At 35.1% G+C, this 12,496-nt stretch carries 7 protein-coding genes; all 7 read right to left on the bottom strand.

Annotated features, from left to right (window positions below):
- Positions 1 to 283 precede the first annotated feature (283 nt).
- Positions 284 to 1,927 carry an arylsulfatase gene (locus OIU83_RS00205; RefSeq protein ID WP_264204268.1) on the bottom strand — a complete coding sequence of 548 codons (1,644 nt, stop codon included), beginning with the start codon at positions 1,925 to 1,927 and terminating at the stop codon, positions 284 to 286.
- A gap of 74 nt (positions 1,928 to 2,001) precedes the next feature.
- Positions 2,002 to 3,264, bottom strand: a complete 1,263-nt coding sequence (locus OIU83_RS00200) for a YeiH family protein (protein WP_264204267.1) — start codon at positions 3,262 to 3,264, stop codon at positions 2,002 to 2,004.
- A 236-nt stretch (positions 3,265 to 3,500) separates the two neighbouring features.
- Complete coding sequence (locus OIU83_RS00195; RefSeq protein WP_264204266.1) at positions 3,501 to 4,220, bottom strand: thioredoxin domain-containing protein; 720 nt, start codon at positions 4,218 to 4,220, stop codon at positions 3,501 to 3,503.
- Between the two features lie 4 nt (positions 4,221 to 4,224).
- A complete protein-coding gene (locus OIU83_RS00190) occupies positions 4,225 to 5,304 on the bottom strand; it encodes a sterol desaturase family protein (RefSeq protein ID WP_264204265.1) in 1,080 nt (359 codons plus the stop codon).
- Positions 5,305 to 5,496: 192 nt separating this feature from the next.
- On the bottom strand, positions 5,497 to 7,440 hold the full coding sequence (locus tag OIU83_RS00185) for an arylsulfatase (protein WP_264204264.1): 1,944 nt from the start codon (positions 7,438 to 7,440) through the stop codon (positions 5,497 to 5,499).
- Positions 7,441 to 7,465: 25 nt separating this feature from the next.
- Positions 7,466 to 8,938, bottom strand: a complete 1,473-nt coding sequence (locus tag OIU83_RS00180) for a RagB/SusD family nutrient uptake outer membrane protein (protein WP_264204263.1) — start codon at positions 8,936 to 8,938, stop codon at positions 7,466 to 7,468.
- 15 nt (positions 8,939 to 8,953) lie between these two features.
- The gene (locus tag OIU83_RS00175) at positions 8,954 to 12,076 is read right to left on the bottom strand and encodes a SusC/RagA family TonB-linked outer membrane protein (protein WP_264204262.1); all 3,123 of its coding nucleotides are present in this window, start codon (positions 12,074 to 12,076) and stop codon (positions 8,954 to 8,956) included.
- Between the last annotated feature and the right edge of the window lie 420 nt (positions 12,077 to 12,496).

The following is a 12,496-nucleotide window of genomic DNA, read 5'->3' as shown; positions in this document are numbered from 1 at the left end:
TAGTTATATTGTTGTTTTTTTTAAATAAAAAAAAGACAGAAAAATAAGTACGATATTTTTTATACTTATTTTTCTGTCTTTTGAATGTCTAGATAAATCCAGAAAGTGATTTATTTTAATGAAATAGGAGCATTAAAAGATTAAATCGATGATTAAACTATTTAAAACCATATAAGTTATTAAAGAAAATGTAAGTTTTTAAATGCTTCTCTTAAATGAACTTATATAACTTACATGGTTATCTTTTTTAGGCAAGCAAAATTACAAGCTTATGTCTTCTATATTATTTTTTTAATGGAGATCCACCAGGCATTACCTCGGTTTTAAGTTTAAATTTACTGTATTCAACTACTCCGGTTTTGTCTGCCCAATCAAAATATTTTGCTGATAATTCATTCACAATACCTAGATTTTGCTGTGCTACATTATTAGTTTCACCTCTGTCTGTATCGATGTTATAAAGTTCCCATTCGTAGGATGGGTAAATAGAAACCAGTTTCCACTTGCCATCTCTTACGGCTCTGTTTCCTGCTCTTTCCCAAAATAATGGTGTGTCTCGGTTTACTTGAGATGCATCATCAAATAAAACCGGTAACAAACTACTCCCAACCAAAGGATTTGTCGACACACCATTATATTCTTTTGGGTAATTTATTCCTGCCAATTCATAAAAGGTAGGGGCAAGGTCTATGATATGTCCAGTACCTTTATCAATTCTACCTGCTTTAATTTTGGACGGATACCAGGCAATAAACGGAGAACTAAATCCACCTTCATGCATATTATTTTTATATTGTTGCAAAGGGGTATTGGATAAATAAGCCCAGTTTTGTTCCTGATAGTCGAATGAACCCGAAGTTCCCACCGGACCAGTATTCCTTACAAGATTTCTTCCTAATGGGTTATAACTATTAAAACCTCCTTGAGCGCCATTATCAGAAATGAAAATAATTAGCGTATTTTTATCTTTTTTCAACGCTTTTAATTCATTGAGAACTTTTCCAACATTCTGGTCCATATTATCGACCATTGCAGCGTAAACTTCCATTTTGGCTTTCCAGAATTGTTTTTCGTCATAGGTTAGTTTACTCCATTCCGGTACTTCGGGATCTCTTGGACCAACTGTTTGATCTGCCTGAAGGAGTCCACTTTCTTTTAGTTTCTGAATTCTTTTTTCTCTTAAAACATCCCAGCCTTCATCAAATTTGCCTCTGTATTTGGCAATATCAACTGGTTTTGCTTGTAGCGGCCAATGTGGTGCCGTAAAAGCCAAATACAAAAAGAAGGGTTTGTTTTCTTTATTCTGTTCTTCTAGAAATGTTACGGCATTATTTCCGATTTCATCTGTAAAATAATAGGAGTCGTCTTTTGGGTGCAGTTCCTCATTATTTCTAATCAACTTTACAGGATATGGTGTTTTTCCGAAAGGCAATGGTTTGGTATCGAAATAGTTTGATGCCCCTTTTAAGATCCCATAAAATTTATCAAATCCTCTTTGGTTTGGCCATTGTGCCTGATCTTCGGATCCTACGTGCCATTTTCCTGATAATAAAGTGCTGTAACCTCCAGAACGAAAGACTTCTCCCAAGGTCAATGATTCTTTATTTAAATATCCCTGATAAGCTGGCAATCCTAGATTTACATCAAAGAAACCAACTCCGGCTTTGTGCTGATATTGTCCCGTTAACAAGGAAGCTCTCGTTGGTGCGCAAATAGAGTTATTATAAAACTCTCGCAATCGCAATCCTTCTTTTGCTAGTTTATCTAGGTTTGGGGTTTTTATTTCGGAACCATAATTTCCTAAATCCGAATAGCCCATATCATCGACCATGATTAGGATGATGTTAGGTTTTTGAGTATTATTTTGTGCCTGAACTAAAACGGTTGTTGTAAGTAGAAGGTTTAGTGTGATAATTATTTTTTTCATTCTAATTGGTATTTTAAAGTGTCGAAAATCATTGAGTTTAACTTTTTAACTTTGTCAAAGTTCTCATAATTAGATTAATTGCTAAATAGTAAAAAGGCGATTATTAGGGTTATGATTACATTGAATAATTGCGCGATTAAAAATGCATACAAAGGTTTTCGGCTATTATTACTCAGTAAATCTTTAAAGTTGGTTTCGAGTCCAATACTTGTAAAAGCTAAAGCAAACCAAATACCTTGTAGATTCTTTAAACTGTCTTTTACGCTATCTCTAGTTTCGGGAGTAAGGAGGAAAGAAAATAGTAATGAAGCGGCAATAAAGCCAATAACGAATTTTGGAAAACGCTCCCAGATAACTCCCAAAGTTGGTTTTGATTCAACAACCTCGGACGAGTTATTATGTGTGTAAGTCCAATATACAGATATTGCAAAAGCAGCTATTCCTAGCAATACATTTTGAGAGAATTTTACAATTGTACTAATTTTTAGCGCCGTTTCACCAACCAAAGAACCAGAAGCTACAACAGCTCCGGATGTATCGATGCTTCCGCCTAACCACGCTCCGGTTACTTCTTCGGGAAAATTGAAATACTTAGCAATAATAGGCATAAAAATCATCATAGGAATTGCTGTTACCAATACAATCGAAATAACATAAGATAGTTTCTTGGAATCTCCTTTGATGGCTCCCGAAGTAGCAATCGCAGCAGAAACACCGCAGATAGAAACTGCACTCGAAATCATCATTGTTAACTCATCATCGACTTTTAGTTTTTTGCACAACCAAAAAGCAAAGTACCAGACAGATAATACAACTACTAAAGCTTGAATTAATCCTAATGATCCAGCTTTTAGAATATCTGAAAATATAACACTGGTTCCCAATAAAACCAATCCAATTTTTACAAATACTTCTGTAGAAAGGGCAGAACGAAACCATTCTGGAAGGTTAAAGAAATTACCGATGGCAAGACCAATAATCAGGCTAAAAATTACGGCTTCCAGATTAAAACCTTTTACTGTAGTATTTCCAGCAATAATCAAGGCGATTACGGTTAATATATAAACTATAGGGAAACCGAATAAAAAGTTTTTTACCGATTTTCCAATTAAAAAAGCTCCAATTGTTCCTATCGAAATAAGGTATATAAATTGTAATCCTATGATTTGTAGATTCCAGGAATCGAATACATCACTTAGTAAATCTGTTCCATTTGACCATTTGAAAATAGGAACTTCTGGAAGAAAAATAAAAAGGGAGATTCCAATTATTATAAATCCTAAAATAACGACTGTCCAGTCTTCGTGAATTGTAAATTGTTTTGTTTTAATTGACATTTTAATTTTATTTGTTTTTTCCTGCAAGGTCTTTTTTGACCTTGTAGGTATAATAATCTTGCGTAAAAGCTTTGCTTCTTTTTCTGCCACAGATTAAAAGGACTTGAAGGATTATTTATTTCTATAAAGCCTTTGAATCGTTAGACGCACTGCGGTGCGCCTCTACAGGAAACCTTTGAACCTTTGCACCTTAGTGCCTCAGTACCTTTTTTTTAAACCTTAGTACCTCAGAACCTTTAATTACTTTGTGCTAAAGCCCCATCAACATCTTTTTTTAAATCGCCCAATCCTTCTTTTTTGAAAACAATTTTTCCTTTTTGATATAGGATTAAGGTTGGGAAAACTTTTATCGTCTTAAGATCGGCAATTACTTGTGGGTTATCTTCTAAATCAATTTCTACGATTTTTAAATTATCACCATATTGCGCTTTTATGGTTTCCAGAATGGGTTTTACTTTTTTACAAGGAGCACAATATTGTGAACCAATATCAACCAAAACAGAATTATTATCGGCAATGATTTTATTATATTCTGCGATTGATAATTTGCTTTTTGAATTGGCATAAAAAGGTTTTCCATTTCCTATCCAATTGGCAATTCCGCCTTCGAGACTGTATGCTTCTTTGAAACCATTTTTGAGTAATTCGTTTGCCAACCAAACACTTCTTCCAGCACCAATAGAATAGATAAATACAGGTTTAGATTTATCTAAGGCTGCTACAGATTTGGCATAATTCTTTGATTCCAAATTAAAATTGACTGCGCCATTAATATGGTTTAAAGCAAATTCTTCGGGACCTCTGGCGTCAATTATCTGTGGATTTTTTTGACTTTTAATTTTCGTGTAAAATAAATCCAGTGTTATTATACTAGAGCTTTTATCTTGCGGAAAGCTTACAATTGTAAAAAATAGGATTACTGCTGTGATACTGTTTTTAAATATTTTATTTTTCATGACTTTATGATTGTGTTTGCTGTTCAAAATAAGCCGGACTTGGACTTTTAGAAATAGTATTATTTGCTTTTTGAGTTAATGGAACAGCAAGAACTCCTTCTGCCAGAGCACTTCCTTCTTTTTTAGATTTGAATATTGGCCAAAGAAATTGTGCGTACCATTCTTCTTGTTTGTATGATTTGATTCCGTATGATTTTGGGAATTTACGGGTGATTAAACCTGTTCCAAAGATCATATCCCAAATGAAAAACATATTCCCAAAGTTGCCTTTAAAATGTCCAACACCGTCTCCGCTTGTATCTGCATGATGTGCATGATGTGTTGCCGGAGTTGAAATTAATCGTTCCAGAACCCATGCAATAGGATGTAAAACTTTGTATTTGTAAAACGGTTTATCCCACGCAATACTTGAATGCGCTCCTAGAGTGATAAAACTTTTTATAACCAGAACAAATAAAGCAGGTAATCCTAAACCTAAATAGGTTAATGTGGCCGTTAAGTAAATTTGAGAAAAGAAAACGGTGTAAATAAAGTTTTGTCTGGAAGCCATCGCCATTCCCATATATGGAGCGGAATGGTGTGTTCTATGAAAACGCCATAAAAATGGAACTTGATGATGCAAGCGATGGTACCAATATTGGGTTAAATCATCGGCTATAGCAATTAAGAAAAAGCCTCCCCAAAACGGAACCCATGAAAGTATGTTTTGAAGATTTGGAATTAAATAAGGTAATGCAGTTAAACTAAAAAAAGCAATTATTGGTGGTAAAAGTAATTTTGGAGCCAAGAAACAAACAATGTCTATTTTGCGTTCTTCACCTGTCCATTGATCATCATATAAACCGGCTGCAAATTCTACGATACCCAGAACCAACATAAAAACGATTAATCCCCAAGTGCGGATATTTTCGAACGCAGGTTTTGCAAATTCCAAGAATGATGGTAATGCAATATGAGATTCGCTTATAATACCACTATTTAATCTAAAATAAAGGTAAATTGCCAACACTGGCAATGCATATATCAAAAGACTTATACTCAAATCCCTTGTTAGCTTTTTTTGTGAATTTTGAATTGTTGCCATGATTTTTTATTTTAAAAGTTGATTTATTAGTGTTAAACCTCCAACTAGAATTACTAGCGGAACTAAAAAAAGGATCGTTCCAACGATAATTTTTTTTCCTATTATTTCAAAGTCTACTCGTTTCATATCTGTAAAATGTATTAGATTCAGGCCTTTTATGTTAAGGTAAAAGACCTGAATCATAATTTATTATTAATTTGTTGCTCCAGATTGTGTTGCTTTTTTAGCCAATTCCTGAAGTGTTTTTCCTTTGTCGGCACCAAGATTATGTATTCTTCTGTTAAATACATCTTGCCAGTCGATTAGCGGATATACGTTGTTTTCTTTTGCTTGCTCATCAAACAATTTCTGAAGTTCGGCTAATTTCTCTGGGTACTTTTTTGCCAAGTTTACACGCTCATTAAAATCTTCGTTTAGGTTATACAATTCCCAAACATCAGTATCGAAATTGCTTGGCGTTGGTGCTTCGTTTTTGCCTAATGAATTTTTTATGGCAAATGAATCAGGAAGATGTGCTGCAGCAGCTTTCCATCCATCTTTGTAAATAGCTCTGTTCCCAAAAATGTAGTAGTATTGTATTTTGTGTAAGGACTCAGCTTTGGCATCATTTAGCGAAGCATATAAAGTAGAACCTTGTATAGCATCTTGTTTGATTTCTCTAATATATTCAGGAGCTTTAATTCCTGCAATGTCTAAGGTTGTAGGAAGTAAGTCGGTTACATGACTGTATTGATTTCTGATACCGCCTTTTTCTTTAATTTCTTTTGGATAATAAACAATCAATGGGTTACGTGTTCCTCCTTCTGATTGCGCATCTTGTTTCCAGTTTTTAAAAGGCGAATTTGTTGCTTGTGCCCATCCTAAAGGATAATTGGTATTTAATCCTTTGGCCGTACCAATTTCTCCAATATTGTTTAAATTATTCTGAAGATTTTGTTCATCAGATACTGTTTTAGAAAAAAGAGATTGGTTAATTGTACCTTGTAAAGTCCCTTCTTTACTAGCTCCATTATCTCCAATTGCAACAAAAATTAAAGTGTTTTCTAATTGGTTGGTTTCTTTTAAATGATTTACGATTCTTCCAATCTCATGATCGGTATAAGTAAGATATCCAGCATATACTTCCATGAATCTGGCGTATACTTTCTTTTGATCTGCGGATAATTTTTTCCAATCGGTAATAAGCGGATTACGTTCTGGTAATATAGCATTGGCAGGAATTACACCCAGTTTTTTCTGATTAGCCAATACTTTTTCACGATATACATCCCAACCTTCATCAAATTTACCTTTATATTGATCGCTCCAGGAATCAGCTACCTGATGAGGTGCATGAACTGCTCCAGGTGCATAATATAAAAAGAATGGTTTATCGGGTGCAGCTTTATGTTGCTTGGTAATATAACTAATGGCTTTATCGGTAATCTGATCTGTTAAATGTCTGCCATCTGGGGTAACATGGGCATTATCCTCGACTAAATCTGGTTTGTATTGATCGGTTTGTGATCCTAAGAAACCAAAAAAGTGCTCAAAACCTTTACCTGTCGGCCATCTGTCAAACGGTCCAGCATCTGTAGCTTCCTCATCAGGAGTCAATCCATATTTACCAACTGCAAAAGTGTTATATCCTTTATCTCTTAAAATCTCAGCGATAGTTCCTTTATCAGATGGGATTCTTCCGTCCCAACCAGGAAAACCTGCTGACATAACTGTATGCGAAAACCCGCTAACATGCACTTTACCCGAATTTCTTCCGGTTAATAATGCCGCACGTGTTGGCGCACAAATAGCTGTTGTATGAAAGTTAGTATAACGTAAACCATTATTTGCTAAATTATCAAATGTTGGTGTTTGTATTAATCCTCCAAAAGAGCTAGAAGCACCAAAGCCTACATCATCAAGCAAAATCCAGATTATATTTGGTGCGCCTTTTGGTGCTGTAACAGGCTCAGGCCAATATTCTTTAGAGTCGGCTAAGGTTTTGCCTATTACGCCTTTAAAGTTTGCATTTGCATTTGGATTTGGATTTGTTTGTGCAAATCCTTGTACTGCTCCTAATTGTGTGGCCAGGAGAGCAGTAATCAAAAGCGCTTTTTTAGGACTTTTGATTGTGTTGTTAATATTAATTTTTTTCATTTTAATAGTTTTTTATGGTTTGTAGTTAATAGAGTGGGTTTTGAGGTAATCCTACAGGATCAATACTTCGTTCGCTTTGTGGGATTGGATATAAATTATTTCTATCTGTAACAGAAGCTTTGGCTGCGACCTTTTTCACTTCGGTAACCAGCGTTCCCCAGCGAACTAAATCATACCAGCGTTGTCCTTCCTGTACAAATTCTTTTTTACGTTCTTCTTGAAGTGCATCTCTAAAAGTCACCTGATTTAGTCCTGATAAATCAACAGTTGCGTCTGGTGTATTAATTGGCTTTCCATAAGCCCTTCTTCTTACTTGATTGATTAATTCATAAGCTTCTGTGGTTGGTGCTCCTTGCTCATTTATCGCTTCCGCTAAAGACAATAGAATATCGGCATAGCGAATAATAGGGAAATTAATTGCCACATTACCAGGTGTCGCCAGATTGGTAAGATCCAGGTATTTTTTAAAAATTGGCTTTGGAAAAGTATAAAGTGTTCCAGTAGAAGGATTCAATAATTGTTTTGCATAACTCACATCTCTTCTAGTATCTCCTGCTTCATAGATATCATAAAATAAGGCTACATCCGAGATTATATCTGCTGGTTCTGTGGCTGTAAATCCCGTAAAAGAAGTTCCTTGAAAAGTACTTCCACTAGATCCATTTCCTGCTTGATTTGGTTCGAATTGTACAGAGAAAATATGTTCTTTTCCGTTCTTTTTTGTTTTATTAAAAATATCTGCAAAACTTTCAAAAAGAGCATATCCATATCCACCATTAATAACTTCCTTGGATTTAAGGATAGCATTTGGCCAATCTTTTCTTGTCAAATATACCTTAGCCAAAATAGCTTTTGCTGCTCCCGAAGTAGCACGTCCGGCATCGCTTGAAGCATAAGTAGGAGGTAAGTTTTCGGCATCTTTTAAGTCCGATATAATTTGGTTATAAACTGCATCAACTGTTTCTCTTCTTGATTTTAGACTTTCTAATTGAATAGATTTTGGTTCATGTAAGACTATCGGAACTCCACCCCAAAGGCGAACAGCCTGAAAATACAGCAACCCTCTGATGAATTTAGCTTCGTTGATTAATCTTGTTTTTACAACTTCCGAACCTGATACTTTAGGGATGTTATCAATAGATACATTGGCTCTGTTTATCCCATTATAAATTTGGCGCCAAGCTACTTGTACACGATCATTAGTTGCATCGTGAGTCAAACTGCTCATTGCTCGCACTTGAGGATTGGTTGCCGAAACTCCTGCTGCAGCATAATCCGATCCCATATCTGTAAGGAAATACAGGTTTCTTCCAAATAAACTTTGTTCTCCCGGATCGAGGCTCAAAGAAGCATATACTGCATTTACGCTTGCGACAGCATCATCTTGTGTTTTAAAGAAATTATCTTCGGTTACAAATGAGGTTGGTGTTACCTCTAGTTCGGTGCACGAAATAAATAGACTTGCACTGAATATAAATGTTATTATTATTTTTTTCATTGTTATATTTTTTACTTAGAAAGTTACGTTCAAGCCGGAGATGAATGTTTTAGAGTTTGGATAAGATCCAAAGTCAATTCCGGGATATAGATTATTTTGTTCATATGTACTTACCTCCGGATCATATCCCGTGTATTTAGTCCATGTAATTAAGTTTTCGGCAGATACATAAAATTTGATGCTCTTTGTTCCCAGTCTGGAAGAAAGGCTTTTAGGTAATGTATATCCAAAAGTGATGAGCTTTAATCTTAAGAAAGAAGCATCTTCTACATAACGTTCCGAAACTATCCCTACAGGAGAACTTGATGCTCTAGGAATTTCATTACTTGGATTTGTAGGTGTCCAGCGATCTTCCAGAGTAGTTGCAGCATTGGTTCCAAGAGTCGAGATTTCTAATTGTTGGTTTAACGCATTAAATATTTTACCACCATAAGATCCTTGGAAAGAAAAATTAAGATCGAAGCCGCGATAAGAAACAGTATTACTAAAGCTTCCCACAAATTTTGGCTGTGAACTTCCAAGGTTAACTTTATCTGCAGCAGTAATAACTCCATCTCCATTAGTATCTACATATCTTCGATCTCCAACTTTGGTATTGGCAAGACTGTTTATTTTAGGTTGTGTATTGACTTCTTCCTGAGTTTGGAAAATACCATTGGTTTTGTATCCCCAGAATGTTCCCAAAGGCAATCCTACTTTTACTGTTACGGGCTGTTGTTGTAATAAAGAACCATTTGGGACTACCGGAAAAAACTGATCAACTCCGTTTCCAATTGATACTACTTTATTTTTATTAGCAGAGAACACAAAATTTGAATTCCATGAGAAGTTTTCTGTTTTTAAATTTTCTGTAATCAATCCAATTTCAACACCTTTATTTTCAACACCACCAATGTTTTGAAGAACTGTAGCATATCCTGAAGTAAGCGGAATAGGTACATTTATAAGTAAATCTTTTGTTCTTTTATAGTACACATCGAAAACAAAATTTACTTTTCGGTCTAATAATGATAAGTCTAAACCAACATTATATTGGTTTGTTTTTTCCCATTTTAAATCAGGATTTGCTAATCGGGTAGGAGCCAATCCTGTTTGTAATGTACCCCCAAAAGCATAGTTAACAGATCCCATTGAAGCTAAAGAAAGATAATTCCCAATTTCTTGATTTCCTGTTGTTCCTGCACTTAATCTTAGTTTGGCTTCGGTTACACCTTTAATGTTTTTGGCAAATTCTTCTTCGGTGATATTCCATGAAAATCCTGCAGAAGGAAAATAACCCCAAAGCGATTGCGAACCAAATCTTGATGATCCATCTGCACGAGCAGATAGCGTAAGGTTGTATTTTCCTTTATAAGAATAATTTACCCTTGTTAACCATGATTTTAATACACTTTCGAATGCATCACTGTATGGTTTTACACCTACACCATCTTGCAAGGCATTGTAGGTATTTGCATCATTGACAAATGTATTTGCACCAGCATTAACAACTTCTCCTTGTGTGTATTGAAGTGTATATCCCGCCAAAGCCGAGAATTTATGGTCTTCGCCAAAATGGGTATTGTAATTTAACGTATTTTCATTTAATACAGAACTTACTAATCTATCACCAACTGAAGCTAATCCTTTTGTTCCTGCACCATTTGTAGTATTTGATGGCGCATAATAATTTTGTTTGGTACCAATCACATCACCACTCACAGCGACTTTGGCGGTTAGTTCTTTTGTTATTTTATATTCACCAAATAAACTTGTCAATATTCTATTAATTTTGGTTTCATTGATTGTATTTTCCAAATCATTAATTGGGTTTGGTACAAATCCATTAACCGAGGTAGCATAAGGATTATTGGTTACATTATAGCCGCCATCATCATTTTTAATAGGAACTACAGGGGCTGTTAGTAATGCAGCAACCAATGGGTTTGGTTGTCGGCTGCTAGAATTACTTCCTACACCATTAGAAATTGAATTACTGTAATTGGCATTTACACCAAATTTAAAAGCTTGAGAATAATTTCTTTCATAATTGGCACGAAGAGAAATTCGTTTGAAATCTGATCCAATTACAACTCCTTGCTGATCAAAATAACCAGCAGAAACAGCATATCTGGAACGTTCATCTCCACCAGAGAAAGTCAATTGATGATTTTGGACAGGAGCTGCAGTTCTAAATGCAGCCGATTGCCAGTCATATCCCCCCGAAGTTTTAAGAGCTTCTATCTGAGCTGGCGAAAAAGATGGAGCTTGACCTATACTAGCCTGAACGTCATTACGCAAACTTGCCCACTGACTTGCATTCATTAATTTTAATTTTTTGGAAACATTTTGAAACCCAAAATAGCCTTGATAGGAAATATTGTCTTGTCCTTTTGTACCCTTTTTGGTTGTAATAATTACCACACCGTTGGCACCACGTGATCCATATATTGCCGTTGCCGAAGCGTCTTTAAGAACCTCTATAGATTCTATATCGCCTGGATTAATCGTTGATAATACATTTACTGTTGCTCCGGAGTAAGCAACTCCGGCGGTACTATTACTATTATCATTGTAAATTAAAATCCCATCTATAACATAAAGTGGTTCATTTCCTGCTGTAATTGAGTTTCCTCCTCGGATACGTACACTTGATGAGGCTCCGGGACGTCCAGAACTCTGGGTAACAACTACTCCGGGAATTGCTCCTCGTAATAGGTTGTCTGCAGATGAGGTAACTTGAGTAAGATTTGCTTTTGGAACCGAAGCTATAGAACCTGTAATGTCTTTTCTCTTTTGGGCACCATATCCTACAACTACTAGTTCATCTAATTCCTGACGTTCTTCTTTTAAACTTATGGTAACTGGGTTTTTATCGACTATTATTTCGGCTTTTTTATATCCTATATAGCTTACAATTAAAGTATATGGGAATTTTTGACCGGTTTGGAAATAAAATTTTCCTTCTGTATCTGTTACTACTCCATGTGTAGTACCTTTAATATTTACGGAAGCTCCTATAATTGGTTGATTTGTAATATCATCGACCACCTTTCCGTCTAGCTTGGATTGTATAAGAGGAGTTGTATTTTGAGCATCAATTCCTGCTGATAGCAGCAGAAGAAATAACAATGGGTATATGTTTAATTTTTTTTTCATTTCTTTGTATTGGTTTAAATAGTAAAGGCATGGAAAGTTGAGAAATCAACATCCGTTTTTCCTTTATAAAGAGATTCACATTTTTTTTTAAGCCTGCCATTTCTGTTGCCGCAGAAATGGCTTTTTTTATTTACAGCAACTTCTATTCTTAGTTTTCATTTTCCTTTTTTTAGTTAATTATTTATTTTAGTTTTTAGAGTTTATTTTAGTTTTTGCATATTATTTCACCAAGCCATTCCTTACGGTTACGGTAAAGAATAGGTTTTTATTTCCAGTAAGATAATTTTGGATGGGTATTTAATAAGATTCGTTCTGTCTAATCTATGATAAGTTTATAGCTTTTATATAGCCAAACATAAACGGAAAGTATTACGATGAGAATTAGCAACAGATACACATATAACAGAAGGTGTTATAAGT

Origin of the sequence: Flavobacterium shii (genome assembly GCF_025847235.1) — a bacterium.
GTDB classification, from domain to species: Bacteria; Bacteroidota; Bacteroidia; order Flavobacteriales; family Flavobacteriaceae; genus Flavobacterium; species Flavobacterium shii.
Note: the sequence above shows the minus strand (reverse complement) of the source record. Positions and strands in the feature narration are given on the sequence as shown.

What these genes read in the sequence shown, in the direction of transcription:
- OIU83_RS00180 (WP_264204263.1), bottom strand. Translation starts at nt 8,938, where the DNA reads ATGAAAAAAATAATAATAACATTTATATTCAGTGCAAGTCTATTTATT.
- OIU83_RS00200 (WP_264204267.1), bottom strand. Translation starts at nt 3,264, where the DNA reads ATGTCAATTAAAACAAAACAATTTACAATTCACGAAGACTGGACAGTC.
- OIU83_RS00190 (WP_264204265.1), bottom strand. Translation starts at nt 5,304, where the DNA reads ATGGCAACAATTCAAAATTCACAAAAAAAGCTAACAAGGGATTTGAGT.
- OIU83_RS00205 (WP_264204268.1), bottom strand. Translation starts at nt 1,927, where the DNA reads ATGAAAAAAATAATTATCACACTAAACCTTCTACTTACAACAACCGTT.
- OIU83_RS00175 (WP_264204262.1), bottom strand. Translation starts at nt 12,076, where the DNA reads ATGAAAAAAAAATTAAACATATACCCATTGTTATTTCTTCTGCTGCTA.
- OIU83_RS00185 (WP_264204264.1), bottom strand. Translation starts at nt 7,440, where the DNA reads ATGAAAAAAATTAATATTAACAACACAATCAAAAGTCCTAAAAAAGCG.
- OIU83_RS00195 (WP_264204266.1), bottom strand. Translation starts at nt 4,220, where the DNA reads ATGAAAAATAAAATATTTAAAAACAGTATCACAGCAGTAATCCTATTT.